We start from the raw sequence: 14,819 nt of genomic DNA on the forward strand, positions 1-14,819 counted from the left end.
AATAGAAATATAGGGGATAGATTATGAAAAGAAAAATTGTAATACCATTAGTCTTAGTATTAGTAGCTGTTTTAGGGATAGTAGTCTTTCAAACAAGAAATATTTCAAGAAAAGAAATGCTCATTTTCACTCCAACCAAAGGAGAAAAGATTACAGTTATTAAAGAAAAGGATGACAAACTGCAATATAGTGTTTACTCATATGGTGGTGATGTCGAAATAGATTTAAAAGGAGAAACACTATCTTTATCTAAGGCACTTAATGAAAATAAGATAACAATGGATGAAATTTTAGATGAGGTAATATCTGATGTGAAAAAGGGAGTGGCTGATGCAACAACTATTAAAGATGGAGGCAGCCAAATATATGAATATAAGAAATACACTATTGTAAAATTTCACAGCTTAGATGGAAATAATGATTTTTATATTGGAAGCTCAAATTTTGATATTAATGAGCTATATAAAAATGTTAAATAACATTTGAAGAAATATATATGGTTTATTTCACAACAAATTATGTGGTAATTAAGCAATAGCTATATATTTAGAGAAATATAATTTTGGAATTTCCTATAATATATATACAGTATTTAATGTATTTCCTAATTATAATAATATTAGCGAGACCTAAAAAAGAATTAGAATTTGTTTCTAAAAATTAATCAAATAAGGAGAATGAAATGGTTTTATTAGTTATAGATACACAAAGGTTAATAACAAATGAAAAACTATATAACTTTCATACATTTGTATCTAATGTTAAAGAAATAATAAATAAGGCTAGGGAAAATAACACTGAAGTAATATATATTAGACATGATGATGGAATTGGAAGTGAATTAACAAAAGGAACTGAAGGATTTGAAATATATGAAGAATTTCAACCATTAATAGGAGAAAAAATATTTGATAAGAAGTTTAATAGTGCTTTTAAGGGGACAGGCTTATTAGAGTATTTAAAAATCAAAGGTGAAAAAGAAATAATAATTGTAGGTCTTCAAACAGATTATTGCATAGATGCTACTATAAAATGTGGATTTGAACATGGATTTAATATTTTAGTTCCAGCATATGCAAATACAACTGTAGATAATGAATTTATGACAGCAGAAGAAAACTATAAATATCATAATGAATTTATGTGGAATGGACGATATGGACAATGTATTTCAATAGAGGAAACAATTAAAAGAATTAGGATTTAAAATCATGTTATATTACTCACAGAAAAATATAAAGTTAAAAAGGAGAATAATAAATGGAGATAAAAATAATAAATAAGAATTTTTCAATTTGTAAAGTAGAGGATCTTTCAGAAGTAAACTATTCAGATGAATTTTGTTTTATTGGAAAGACAGATGAAGAATTATCAGTAGTATGCAGTACAAATTTGGTGCCTAAAAATGTAATTGAATGTGATAATGGATGGAAAGCATTTAGAATAGAAGGGATATTAGATTTTTCTCTTATTGGTATATTATCAAAAATATCAACTTTATTAGCAGAGAATAAAATCGGAATATTTGCAGTATCTACATATAATACAGATTATATTTTAACTAAGGAAGAAAACTTTGAAAAATCAATAAAAGTTCTTGAGAAAAATGGATATATAATAAAAAGGTTCTAGAAAGTAATAAAACTTAAGAAGTAAATTAAGTAAACATGAAATTAATCTTAATACACATGTTTAATAAATATTTCTTAAGGATTTATTACAGGACCTTTATAGGAACCATATAATTTCACTGATTTGATATCTCCAGGTTGAATTTCAGGGACTACAGCAATTTTACAAGTTTCATTAATAGGTAAAATATTGGAGTTCAAGGAATTATTATAAACATTAGATACATAGTAATAATCCTTTTGCCCAGTGACAGTCCTTGTTACTTCAACTTCTATAATTATATTATATACTGAATAAGGAGCCACATTCCCAGTAACATCAACATCTACAATAGTACCAGGATCAGGACTAGGAGTAGGAGGAGTTGGTGGTGGATAATAATTATTACAACAAACTTCTTTGCAAATCTTAGTTAATATTTCTTCAAGTTCTCTCTTGCATATTTTAATACATTCTTCATCGCAATTTTTATCATTATCAGGTCTACAGAGTTTTTTATTATATTTTTTGGGACTAAGGTGCTCATAGTGAACTTTGATAAAAGGTATAAGGTAAGTATCATCATTTTTTACTGACCCAAAATTTACAATAGTACCTTTACTCCTTCCATAAATAATAACACCTTTATTACTTGGCCTATTTTTTATCCAAGCAGAAACCATATTAGTGACATTTATTGTAACAGCAACTTTAGAGGTTAGTGGGTAAAAATTTATTGTGGAATAGTGATCATAATTTGGAGCATTATTGTATGTTGTATGTGTGCTGAAGTAATCTATGAGAGGACTTATTGATAATTTTTGTTAAATATTATTTAAAAAATGATCTATTTTAAAAAGTACAAGTTCAGCACTATATATAACAATATTAGAAGGTATAGATGAAACATCAAAAAATAAATAACTATAGTAATTATTTTTATTATCCAATCCTATTGTTATTGTGCCTTCATTTAAGCTTTTATCTGGATATTTATTTGTAACAGTAATACTCTTTACTGCTGGAATAATTATGTTTGCCATTTTGTCACCTCACAATAGAGACATATATTAAAAAGTGAGTTTCAATGACTTGTTAATTATACTAGGTTTAATTGAAACTCACTTCAAAATTGTTTATACTTTACTTTCTTTATATGAGTTAAAGGATAGTAAAGTGCCAGTAGTTTACTTAGAACAAGGAAGTGAATTCCTTTTTGGTGATTATGGTGATCTATCATCTAAACATCCCTATAGAGAAGAACTATTAAAAATTTATAGCTGCAAATTTAACTTAGCTAGCGTATCAGAAACCATGCGTAAAGTTTTAAAAGCAAGATTTAATAGAGAATCATATATAATACCTAATTTTATAGATACCAATTTATACTATCCTGAATCTCATGAGTTTACTAGCTCTATACTATTAGTAGGAAATCCTGGACTTAAATTTAAAGATTTTAATACAGCAATTCAAACATTACAAAAGGTTTGGAATATGGGGTATAGGTTTAGCGTAAATTGGATATGCCAAGTAACTCCTCAAATAAAAGGCATTGATTTTCCAATTAATTTTATAGAAAAACCATCTCAAAAACACATTACAACTAAAGAGGCTATAATGTGTTCTTTTTATTTTAATATTTTACTATTATCATAGGGGAAATCCCTTATCTAAAGATTATTTCTTATAGATAAATTACTTTGAATCATAATTTAATTTGTCAATATAAAAAGTTATGATACTACAATCCAAATAATTATAAGAGAGTTTTAGCTATATATTAAATCATGAATAATAAATTTATTATAAATAATACTAATTATGTAGATTAATTAATAAATTTAAAAAATTAATATAGGAGTGTAAATATGGAAAATAATATGGATTTAGGATATCCGATGTTTTGTTATCAATGTGAACAAACAGCTGGTAGTAAGGGTTGCACCAAGATGGGGGTATGTGGGAAAACGTCTGAAATAGCAAATCTTCAAGATCTTTTAATTTTTCAATTAAAGGGAATAAGCTGTTATGGAAAAGAAATGATTGAAAGAGGAGAAAAGGTAAGCAAATCAATTATAAGTTTTATTGAAAATTCTTTGTTTACCACCCTTACAAATGTAAATTTTGATGCTGAAGTTCATGTTGAATTGCTTAAAGAATCACAAAGAATAAAAGATGAATTAAAAAGAAAAGTTGGTAAAATAAAAAATAATACAGCTCATGTTACATACACTTTAAGTGATACTAAAGCAGAAATGCTTAAGGATTCTGTAATTGCAGGAATAATGTATGATCAAGAGCTAGATCCTGATATTCGTTCCTTAAGGCAAACCATAGTTTATGGACTTAAAGGTATAAGTGCTTATGGGCATCAAGCAAGATACTTAGGATATTATGACGATGAAGTTGATAACTTTTATATAAGAGCATTAGAAGCTGTATGTGATGATAGTCTTACTGTAGAAGATTTAATAAGGTGGACTATGAGAACTGGTGAAATGAGTATAGCTGTAATGAAAAAATTAGATGAAGCTAATACCACAGAATTTGAAAATCCTTCTCCACATAAAGTAAATGTACATACTAAAAAAGGACCTTTTATTATAGTTTCAGGACATGACTTAAAAGACTTAGAAATGTTACTTGAGCAAACAGAAGGAAAAGGAATCAATATCTATACTCATGGTGAAATGATACCTTCACATGGATATCCTAGACTAAAAAAATATAAACATTTGGTAGGAAACTATGGTAGTGCATGGCAAAATCAACAAAAAGAATTTGATGGAATACCAGGTTGTATATTAATGACAACAAATTGTCTTATGAAGCCTAGAGAAACCTATAAAGATAGAATCTTTAGTACCAATGTAGTTGGCTGGGATGGGGTAAAATTCATTCCTAAAAATAAAGATGGAAGAAAGGATTTTAGTGAAATAATAAATAAAGCTCTTGAATTAGGTGGTTTTACAGAAGATGAAGAACCACATGAAATTTTAGTAGGCTTTGGTCATCATGCAACCTTAAGCAATGCTGAAACTATTGTAAATGCAGTTAAAGGTGGAGAAATAAGACACTTCTTTGTTGTAGGTGGCTGTGATGGTGCAAGACCAGGAAGAAATTATTATACTGATTTTGCAAAGATGGTTCCAGAAGATTGCATTATTCTTACATTAGCATGTGGAAAATATAGATTCAATAAATTGGAATTTGGAGAAGTAGCAGGGCTTCCAAGATTATTAGATGTTGGTCAATGTAATGATACATATTCAGCTGTAAGGATTGCAACTGCTCTTGCAGATGCCTTTGGTACAGATGTTAATGGTTTACCATTATCTATAATGCTCTCTTGGTACGAACAAAAGGCAGTTGCTGATCTTTTAGCATTGTTAAGCCTTGGTGTTAAAGGAATATATTTAGGCCCTACACTTCCTGCATTTATAAGCCCTAATGTTCTTCAATACTTAGTTGATACATTTGATTTAAGATCAATAAGCAATCCAGATGATGACTTAAAATCATGTTTAAAACAAAGTATATAATATTAAAAATTATATTTTAATATAGACTATTTCTAGCCTGCAACATTCTCTAGTTGTTAGTATTAATAGTTATTTATGTTTTAAATTAAAATTTTTTACAATTTTTGTTGACTATTTTTTGTATAAAATATATAATATTTTTGTAAAGGAAATAGCAAATATTTGATATTAAGGAGGTTTTTAGTATGTTTGATATTGTTCCTTGGAGAAAAAATAATTCACTACAAAGAAAGGGAGATGACTTTGAAAACATGGTAAATAGTTTCTTTAATGATGACTTCTTTAGTTCATTAGGAGTATTAAAGAATAATTTCTCTGTAGACTTAAAAGAAGATGATAATGATTATATTATCGAAGCTGATTTACCTGGAGTTGACAAAAAAGACATAGAAATAAGCTATAAAAATGGTTATTTAAATATTGCAGCAAAGAGAAATAATCATGTAGAAGAAAAGAAAGATAATTACGTAAGACAAGAAAGAAGCTATGGAGAATTTAAGAGAAGCTTCTATATAGATAATGTTGAAGAAGAAAAAATTAATGCAAACTTCGATAATGGGGTTCTTAAAGTAACTTTACCAAAGTTAAATAAAGAAACTCATGAAACTAGAAAAATAGAAATTAAGTAAAAGATAAACTATAAGTAATAACTAAAAAAGTTCTATGAAATATGATTATTTTATAGAACTTTTTTGATTAAAGTAAGATATTTTCATCTAATGGAAGTGAGAATTATATTCTGAATATTTTGTGCTTTCTATCTTTTTTGATATAATTAAAATATATTTAAGTATGATAGTGTAAAGTTTCGTATTTAGGAGGTAGTAATATGAATATAGATAGTAAGATAAAAATGAATACTGGAAATGGAATTTATCAATTGGGTTTAGGTGTTTGGAGAAGTGGAGCTGAAACAAAAGAAGCAGTTCTTGCTGCATTAAAAGCTGGTTATAGACATATAGATACAGCAGCTATTTATGGAAATGAAGAAGCTGTTGGTGAAGCCATAAAAGAAAGTGGAATTCCAAGGGAAGAATTGTTTGTAACTACAAAGCTATGGAATCAAGATATGAGAGATCATAAGGTAATGGAAGCTTTTGAAACTAGTTTAAAGAAACTTAATTTAGACTATGTAGATTTATACTTAATACATTGGCCAGTTAAGAATGAATATATACCATCATATAAAATTATGGAAGAGATTTACAAGAGTGGAAGAGCTAAAGCCATAGGCGTTTCAAATTTTAAAACACATCATCTACAAGATTTATTAGATAATACAGAGATTGTTCCTGCTGTTAATCAAATGGAATTCAATCCTCAAATGCAAGATAATGATATTTTAGAAATGTGCAAAGAAAAAGGAATAGTACTAGAAGCATGGTCTCCACTTGGTTCAGGTGCTTGCTTAAATAATAAAGAAATAATAGAAATAGGTAAAAAATATAATAAATCAGCAGCACAAGTAATAATTAGATGGCTGTTACAAAAAGGAATTGTAGTTTTCCCTAAATCTGTACATGAAAATAGAATTAAAGAAAACGCTGATGTATTTGATTTTGAGTTAACTAATGAAGAAGTTGAATTAATTAATGATATGAATAAGAATCTTAGAACTGGATCAGATCCAGATACATTTAATTTCTAAAGTGTATTGACTTATTTAATATCTATGGTAAAATAATGATAATTTAAAATAGTGAATAAGAAATACTTCGTATAACCCTAATAATATGGTTTAGGGGTCTCTACCAAGAACCAATAATTCTTGATTACGGAGAAATCATTTATGTGTGATTTCTTCGTAATCAAGAATTTTTTTATACATTTTTATATATTTTATTTATTTTAAATTTTACTAAACAAAGGAATGATTGTATGGATATTAATAAGTTACCAAAAGTAGAATTACACTGTCATTTAGATGGAAGCTTAAGAGTTGAAACTGTAATAGAACTTGCCAAAAAGGAAGGCATAGTCTTAGATAGTTATGAATATGATCATATAAAAAAACTATTAACAGTTGGAGAAAATTGTAGATCTTTAGATGAATATTTAGAAAAGTTTGATTTGCCTAATATGGTTTTACAGACTAGAGAGAACTTAAAAAGAGCAGCCTTTGAATTGTTAGAAGATGCATCAAAGGAAAACATTAAATATATAGAAGTGAGATTTGCTCCAATTTTTCATATTAAAAAGGGCCTTGAATTAGAAGAAATAATTGAAAGTGTTATTGAAGGTATTAGTGATGCTGAAAAACTTTATGATATAAAAGGAAATGTAATAATTTCTTGTATAAGAGGGTTAGGACTAGAACACGTATATGATTCTATAGAAGCAGGTTCAAAGTTCCTTGGAAAAGGTGTTGTTGCAATAGACTTAGCTGCTACAGAAAAAGAAGATTTCGTATATGAATATGTAGATGCAATGAAATTAGCTAAGGAAAAAGGCTTTAGAGTTACTATTCATGCTGGAGAAACAGGCTTTGGAAAGAATGTAAGAGATTCTATAAATCTTTTAGGAGCTGAAAGAATAGGTCATGGTGTTTTTATTTATAATGATAAAGAAGCTTATGATTTAGTAAAGAATCTAGGAGTTACTTTGGAGATGTGTCCAAAGAGTAACATTGACACAAAAGCTGTAAATATGTATTCTGATCATCCTATATATAATTATCATAAGGATGGTATAAAGGTAAATATTAGTACTGATAATAGAACAGTTTCTAACATAACTTTAAATGAAGAAACTAAAAATGTATTAAATATTTTTAATATAACTTTAGAGGAATATAAAGAAATATATATAAATAATGTACAAGCATCTTTTTGTGATGATAAGACAAAGGAAAAGTTAATTGAATATATTAATTACTAATATTAATTATGTATTATTTTAAAGTTTCTCTATAAAATATTATAGAAGTATTTTAAGGAGAAAGAAAATGAAGTGTAAAAGATTATTTAATCCTCCTATTCAAGAATATTTTAAAGATACAAATACAGGAGAGTATGGTATTTATAAGATGAAGGGGTAAAGTAATAAGGTATATAATAACATAAAATATGACTTCCAAAATTTTAGGCCTCCATAGAGGCCTTTTTAATATTTTAAATTATTTAAAAAAGGAGATAATTATGAGAATAAGAATTGGTTATGTAGCAATTTCAAAGGCATTAGGCAAGAAAGTAACTAGCTCTAGCACTGTTACTTTTACAAATTACAATAAAATTTTATCAGAAGAAAAAAGGTTAGAAAAGCTAAAAACAGTAACTCTTTCAAATTTAGAAGATCTTGAAAAAATACTAAAATACAATATAGAAAATGAAATACATTTTTATAGAATAACTTCTGCTCTAATTCCATTAGTAACTCATCCAGAAGTGGGGTATTGGGGACATAGGGAAATATTTGAAAATGACTTTAAGTACATAGGAAAACTTGTTAAAGAATCAAATATGAGAGTTGATACTCATCCTGATGAATTTAATGTAATAAATAGTATAAATCCTAAAGTGGTAGAAAATACACTTATAAATTTAACTAGACAAGTGGAATGGTTTGAAGATATGAATTATAAAGAGGGAAAAATGGTAATTCATGTAGGTGGAGCCACTGAAGGAAAGGATGCAGCATTAAAAAGATTTATAGAAAATTTTAATAAGTTTCCTAAGTATATAAAGGAAAGACTTATAGTTGAAAATGATGATAAAACCTATACAGCTAAAGAAACCTTAAGTTTATGTAAAGAGTTAAAGATACCAATGGTTTTAGATATACATCATCATAATTGTAATAATGATGGTGATGATATTACAGTTATTTTAGAAGATATATTAAATACATGGAAAAATGAAAGTTTACCTCCTAAAATGCATTTTTCTTCTCCTAAAGATAGAAATTTAATAGGTAAAGTTGATAGGAAGCATTCAGATTTTATAGAAGCAGAGGATTTTATAAAATTTATTGAATTGTTAAAAGTATTTAATAGAGATGTAGATATAATGCTAGAGTGTAAGGAAAAAGATTTAGCTTTATTTAAGTTAGTTAATGAAATAAGAGAATTGAGGCCAGAATTTAAGTGGATTGATAAAACAACTTTAGAATTGTAGTTACTTTATCTTAGGTATATTTAAAAACATATAATAAATATTGTTAAAAAGTTGTTGCTTAAGAAATAACAGCCACAGTTAGACAAGCCACAGAAGCAATTCAAAATATATCTATCTTTATAAGAATCACCTAAAAAAGCAGAAGAATATGTTTTTGAATATTTTGTCCAAGAAAAAGGCATAATATAATTATCTTTACAAAAGAACACATGTTCGATATAATTAATTTAGGGATTTCCAAGGGAGGGATATATTTGAAAGTTGTTGCTAAACCAATACAAATGATAGCATGGTTTAATAAGGATGGCTCTATTAATCCTCTTAGATTTAAGTTAGATGAAGATGAAGTTAAAGTAATAAAAATAGAAAAAATACTAAAAAGAGAAAAGGAAAGATTGGCTGGAAATATAATGGAGAAGTTTGTATGTAGTAGCTGTATAAATGGGGAAGAAAAATTATATGAGATAAAATATGATTCCAATACTTATAAGTGGATACTTTTTAAGTATTAGAAAGGTAGGTTAATACTTTGGATGAAAGAATAATATTTCATATTGATGTTAATTCAGCTTATCTTTCATGGACAGCTATTAGGATGTTACAATTAGGTGAAATTACAGAAGATATTCGAGAAATCCCATCTATTGTAGGTGGAAATAGAGATGAAAGACATGGAATTGTCCTTGCTAAATCTATACCTGCCAAAAAGTATGGAATAAAAACAGGAGAAACTATTGTAGAAGCATTAAAGAAATGCCCAAACTTAAAAATATTTAGACCTAATTATAAGCTGTATGTAAATTGTAGTAATGCTATGTATAACCTTCTTTATGAATATTCACCTATAATACAACGATATTCAGTGGATGAAGTTTTTATGGATATGAGTCATTATAAAGAAATTTATATGGAAAAAGCATTAGAGATAAAAAATAGAGTAAAAAATGAACTTGGTTTCACTGTTAATATAGGAATAAGTAGCAATAAGTTATTAGCTAAAATGGCTAGTGATTTTGACCCTAAGGATTCTGTACACACTTTATTTAAAGAAGAAATAAAAGATAAGATGTGGCCACTACCTGTAGAAGATTTATTTATGGTAGGAAGGGCAACTAAAAGAAATTTAGATAAATTAAATATAAGTACTATTGGAGATTTAGCTAATTTTGACTTAAGCCTACTTCAAAGTATTTTTAAAAGTCATGGTAAAGTAATATATAATTATGCAAATGGAATAGATGAATCTTCTGTTAGAAAATATAATTATATAGATGTTAAAGGTATTGGAAATTCAACTACTATAGCTTGGGATGTTACAAGTAAAGAAGAAGCATTAAAGGTAATATTATCTCTTACTGAATCTGTTGCTAGTAGATTAAGAAATAATGAAAGCTTGTGCAAAGTAGTTGCAATATCAATAAAAGGATTTAACTTTGAAAGATATATTCATCAAAAAACTTTAGAAAATTATACAGATTCAACGGGAGAAATCTTCAATGAAGTATCTAAAGCCTTTGAAGAATCCTGGAGAGGAGAAGCTATAAGACAAATTGGTGTTAGAGTAACTAATCTATGTAGTAATGAATTTTTCCAAAGTTCTTTATTTGATAATAAATCCATAGAAAAAAGGCGTGCTTTAGATAAGGCTATAGATTCTATAAGAAATAGATATGGAAATAATTCAGTGATAAGATCAACCTTTCTTCATTCTGGAATAAAGGCTATAAATGGAGGGAATGGAGAAGAAGATTACCCAATGATGGGAAGTATTTTGTAATCAAGCCTTTATTCAAGGAATACAGGTAATGATATAAAGTGGATTAATAAAGTAAATGAAATATCTCATGGGAACTTTGAAGTAATAGAATGGAAAGCAGAAGAAGTAAAGGGAGATAAACTATTAGAAATAATTAAGTAGAAGGAGAAATTAAATATGAAAAAGAAGGTAGCATTTATATGTGTTCATAATTCTTGCAGATCACAAATGGCAGAAGCATTAGGAAAATTATATGGAAATGAAGTTTTTGAAAGTTACTCAGCTGGCACAGAAACAAAGCCACAAATAAATCAAGATGCAGTAAGAATTATTAAAGATTTATACAATGTAGACATGAACAAAACACAAAAATCTAAATTACTTATCGATATACCAGATGTAGATATTGCAATAAAGATGGGATGTAATGTTGTATGCCCTGTTATATCAGCTAGCCATGTTGAAGACTGGGGATTAGAAGACCCTACTGGAAAGTCTGATGAAGAATTTATTAAGGTTGCAAAAATAATAGAAGAAAAAATAAAAGATTTAGTAAAAAGAATTAAGAATAAGGAGATATAGGAGGAATTTATGGAAGAAAATAAAGGAGAAGGATTTCTGTTGCAGTAGCAATTTTTCTTTTTGGATTACACTCGGGAGCAGCACTAGCAACTGTTGTAGGGGTTTTAGTTGAAGTACCAGTGATGTTGACGTTAGTAAAAATTGCAAATAGAACAAAAAGATGGTTTTAAAATTATACGAATTATTAATTCTATATTGAAAAAATAATTCGTATAAAATATAATATATATATAATTTATATTTTTACTGTAGAAATATTAGTATAAATAGTTATTTAAAGTAGAATGATTTTAAATTTTTATTTTGAAAGGAGAGCATATATGAAACATAAGAAAATTGTAGCATTAGCTACTGCATTTTTAATAACCTTTGGAATGGTAATTAAGCCAAAGGTAAGTTATGCTGAAGAAATAAATACTAAAGTTATAGAAGTATTAAGCTTTAATGATTTTCATGGAAATGTAATAGAAAGTGGAAAGAATATAGGAGCTGCAAAGCTTGCAGCTGTTATAAAAGGATATCAAGCTAAAGAATCTTCAGATTACGGAGTTATTCCAGTAGCAGCAGGAGATCTTTTCCAAGGAACAGCAATATCAAATCTTACAAAGGGTGCACCAGTAGTAGAGATGATGAAATCTGTAGGAATAAAAGTTTCAGCTGTAGGTAATCATGAGTTTGACTGGAAAAGAGCTGATTTTAAAACTTGGCAACAAAATGGTGATTTTAATTTCTTAGCAGCAAATATAATAGATAAGAATACTAAAAATGTAGTGGATTTTGTGAAACCATATGAAATAATAGAAAAAAACGGAATAAAAATAGGGTTTATCGGAATATCAACAACAGATACAGTAACAAGCACAAAAGCAGAAAATATAGATGATTTAGAGTTTTTAAATCCAGTAGAAACCTTAGATAAATGGTCAGAAGTTGTTAGGAAAGAAGGGGCTGATGTTATTATTGCATTAACTCATGCACCAGCAACTGAAAATAAAGATGGAAGTATTACTGGTGAAGCAGCAGATATAGCAAAAAAAGCTAAGGACGTAGATGCTGTTATAAGTGCACATAATCATGCTTTTGTAGATGGTTATGTAGGAGATGTAGCTGTTGTGCAAGCAGGATATAATGGAAGAGGTCTTTCCAGTTTAAAATTTACTTTTAACGAAAATAAGGAGCTAGTAAGTGTAGAACCATATACTCAAAAGTTCCAAGGTTTAGAAAGTACATTACCAGTAGATAATGATGTACAATCTGTAGTTGATAAATATAATAACGAGTTAACACCAATATTTGCAGAAGTAATAACTCCTTTAGAAAATAAATTAGGTCATGATAGAAATGACGGACTTACACCGCTTGGAGTTCAAGTATCAGATGCTATGAGAAATGTTGTAGGAGCACAGATAGGAATAAATAATGGTGGTGGAATAAGAAGAGCATTAGAAGCAGGTAATATCACAGTTGGAGATATGTATGAAATACTACCATTTGATAATACAATAGTTAAATTAGAAGTAACAGGTAGTGAGCTAGTAAAACTTATAGAGCATGGAATAAATCCAGAAGGTTTTGGATGGGGACAATTCGCAGGTATAAAGGTTTGGTATGATGAAGCAACAGAAAAAGTTACATCAATAAGATTATTAGATGGAACTAAGGTTGAAATGGATAAATATTATTCCGTTGCTATAAATGACTTTATGCTAACAGGTGGAGATTCATATGACTTTAGCAATGCCATAAATGTTTTAAATACACAAATAGTTATGAGAGAATCTATACAAGAATACTGGAGAGTAAATGGAATTCAAGATTTAGATAATAATCTTCTTATAGCTGGTGAAGATACAACAGAAAAAGCTAATGAAGAAACAAATACAGAGATTAATTCAGAAGTAAAAGCAGAAGTTAAACCAGAAGTTAAACCAGAAGTCAAAGAAGAGGTAGTACAAACAGAAAGTGGTAAATATGATGTTTTACCAGAGACAGGTTCTGTAGTTGGAACAATTCCAATGTTAATGCTAGCATTAGGAGCAACTTCACTTGGTGGAATATTATTAAAGAAAAAAGATGACGTTGCATAATAAATAAGAAAAAGAGAAGTTATATACTAAAGGAAGTATATAGCTTCTTTTGTTTAGAATATAAAATACTGTGACTTTTAAAATTTAAATAGTATAATTATTTCTATGCATAATATGTAGAACATAATTTGAAAGGAGTAAGTAGTTATGAATAAAGAAAAAATTTTTACTAATAAAATAAATATAATTATTATTGCTATAATTTGTACGTTTTTATGGGGAAGTGCTTTTCCAGCTGTAAAAGTTGGATATGAGCTTTTTAATATCCTAAGTAATGATGTAGGTGGAAAGTTAATATTTGCTGGATATAGGTTCTTCTTAGCTGGAGTCTTTGTTCTTATATTACAATTATTACTGAAACAAAATATTTTTAAATTATCTAGAAAAGACTTAAAGGAAATAACAATATTAGCAGTTGGACAAACTACCCTTCAATATATATTTTTTTATTTAGGTATGACATATACCACTGGAGTTAAAGGTTCAATTGTGAATGGAACCAGTACATTTTTTAGTATTATATTAGCTCATCTTCTTTATAAAAATGATAAATTAAATTTTAATAAGATTTTAGGTTGCGCAATAGGATTTCTAGGAGTTGTACTTGTGAACCTTACTGGAGGAACTTCAGCTTTATCAGGTGGATTTTCATTTAAAGGAGAAGGTTTTATAATGATAGCAGCATTTATGCTTTCAGTTTCATCATTATATAGTAAGAAAATAAGCCAAAATAAAGATGCTTATACTGTAACTGGTTATCAACTAGCTATAGGTGGATTAATCTTAACTATAATAGGATATATTTTAGGAGGAAATCTTACAAACTTTAATATTAAATCAACTGTGTTATTAATATACATGGCATCATTATCAGCAATAGCTTTTGCATTATGGTCACAGCTTTTAAAATATAATAAAGTAGGAATAATATCTGTTTTTAATTTCTTAATTCCTGTCTTTGGAACAATATTATCAGCAATAATACTTAAGGAAAATATATTTGATATAAAAATATTATTAGCCTTATTATTAGTATGTACAGGAATTTACCTAGTATATAAAAGAAAAGATAATTAAATTATATTTAGATAAAGTACTTCAAATTAAAATTGGAGTACTTTTCTTA

Annotated in this window: 14 protein-coding genes, 2 pseudogenes and 1 riboswitch; of the genes and pseudogenes, 15 read left to right on the forward strand and 1 reads right to left on the reverse strand. The window is 27.7% G+C overall.

The window, feature by feature from the left end; translation table 11 throughout:
- The first annotated feature begins 23 nt into the window (after window positions 1-23).
- From ACQRD5_RS14840 to ACQRD5_RS14850, 3 genes are all read left to right on the forward strand, one after another.
- On the forward strand, window positions 24-479 hold the full coding sequence (locus tag ACQRD5_RS14840) for a hypothetical protein (protein WP_427746992.1): 456 nt from the start codon (window positions 24-26) through the stop codon (window positions 477-479).
- Window positions 480-682: 203 nt separating this feature from the next.
- Window positions 683-1,207 (forward strand): cysteine hydrolase family protein, encoded by a 525-nt coding sequence (locus ACQRD5_RS14845; protein WP_427746993.1) that lies wholly within the window; start codon window positions 683-685, stop codon window positions 1,205-1,207.
- Between the two features lie 53 nt (window positions 1,208-1,260).
- The gene (locus tag ACQRD5_RS14850) at window positions 1,261-1,632 is read left to right on the forward strand and encodes an ACT domain-containing protein (protein WP_427746994.1); all 372 of its coding nucleotides are present in this window, start codon (window positions 1,261-1,263) and stop codon (window positions 1,630-1,632) included.
- Between the two features lie 74 nt (window positions 1,633-1,706).
- On the opposite strand, the pseudogene ACQRD5_RS14855 reads toward ACQRD5_RS14850, so the two are convergent.
- A pseudogene (locus ACQRD5_RS14855) lies at window positions 1,707-2,654 on the reverse strand (DNRLRE domain-containing protein).
- Between the two features lie 49 nt (window positions 2,655-2,703).
- Here ACQRD5_RS14855 and ACQRD5_RS14860 point away from each other — a divergent pair.
- The 12 genes and pseudogenes from ACQRD5_RS14860 to ACQRD5_RS14915 all read left to right on the forward strand — a co-directional run bounded on the left by ACQRD5_RS14860 (window position 2,704) and on the right by ACQRD5_RS14915 (window position 14,770).
- Complete coding sequence (locus ACQRD5_RS14860; RefSeq protein WP_427746995.1) at window positions 2,704-3,270, forward strand: hypothetical protein; 567 nt, start codon at window positions 2,704-2,706, stop codon at window positions 3,268-3,270.
- A gap of 212 nt (window positions 3,271-3,482) precedes the next feature.
- Complete coding sequence (gene hcp / locus ACQRD5_RS14865; RefSeq protein WP_427746996.1) at window positions 3,483-5,156, forward strand: hydroxylamine reductase; 1,674 nt, start codon at window positions 3,483-3,485, stop codon at window positions 5,154-5,156.
- Between the two features lie 185 nt (window positions 5,157-5,341).
- Entirely contained in the window at window positions 5,342-5,785 is a 444-nt protein-coding gene (gene hsp18 / locus ACQRD5_RS14870; protein ID WP_294168238.1) for a heat shock protein Hsp18, read from the forward strand.
- Window positions 5,786-5,985: 200 nt separating this feature from the next.
- A complete protein-coding gene (locus ACQRD5_RS14875) occupies window positions 5,986-6,804 on the forward strand; it encodes an aldo/keto reductase (RefSeq protein ID WP_308780566.1) in 819 nt (272 codons plus the stop codon).
- Between the two features lie 47 nt (window positions 6,805-6,851).
- A riboswitch (purine riboswitch) is annotated at window positions 6,852-6,951 on the forward strand.
- Between the two features lie 83 nt (window positions 6,952-7,034).
- Window positions 7,035-8,033, forward strand: a complete 999-nt coding sequence (gene add, locus ACQRD5_RS14880; RefSeq protein WP_308780567.1) for an adenosine deaminase — start codon at window positions 7,035-7,037, stop codon at window positions 8,031-8,033.
- A gap of 260 nt (window positions 8,034-8,293) precedes the next feature.
- Entirely contained in the window at window positions 8,294-9,268 is a 975-nt protein-coding gene (uvsE, locus tag ACQRD5_RS14885; RefSeq protein WP_427746997.1) for a UV DNA damage repair endonuclease UvsE, read from the forward strand.
- Window positions 9,269-9,522: 254 nt separating this feature from the next.
- Entirely contained in the window at window positions 9,523-9,780 is a 258-nt protein-coding gene (locus ACQRD5_RS14890; RefSeq protein WP_294168231.1) for a hypothetical protein, read from the forward strand.
- A 17-nt stretch (window positions 9,781-9,797) separates the two neighbouring features.
- Window positions 9,798-11,045, forward strand: coding sequence for a DNA polymerase thumb domain-containing protein (locus tag ACQRD5_RS14895; protein WP_427746998.1), 1,248 nt, complete (start codon window positions 9,798-9,800; stop codon window positions 11,043-11,045).
- Window positions 11,046-11,201: 156 nt separating this feature from the next.
- Entirely contained in the window at window positions 11,202-11,606 is a 405-nt protein-coding gene (locus ACQRD5_RS14900; protein WP_294168228.1) for an arsenate reductase ArsC, read from the forward strand.
- Window positions 11,607-11,638: 32 nt separating this feature from the next.
- Window positions 11,639-11,776 (forward strand): annotated as a pseudogene (locus tag ACQRD5_RS14905) (arsenical-resistance protein); the annotation flags it as partial.
- 150 nt (window positions 11,777-11,926) lie between these two features.
- Window positions 11,927-13,693 carry a 5'-nucleotidase C-terminal domain-containing protein gene (locus ACQRD5_RS14910; RefSeq protein WP_427746999.1) on the forward strand — a complete coding sequence of 589 codons (1,767 nt, stop codon included), beginning with the start codon at window positions 11,927-11,929 and terminating at the stop codon, window positions 13,691-13,693.
- 147 nt (window positions 13,694-13,840) lie between these two features.
- Window positions 13,841-14,770 carry a DMT family transporter gene (locus ACQRD5_RS14915; RefSeq protein WP_427747000.1) on the forward strand — a complete coding sequence of 310 codons (930 nt, stop codon included), beginning with the start codon at window positions 13,841-13,843 and terminating at the stop codon, window positions 14,768-14,770.
- Window positions 14,771-14,819 lie beyond the last annotated feature (49 nt).

Source organism: Clostridium sp. SGI.024, from assembly GCF_050315195.1.
Classification (GTDB): domain Bacteria; phylum Bacillota; class Clostridia; order Clostridiales; family Clostridiaceae; genus Clostridium.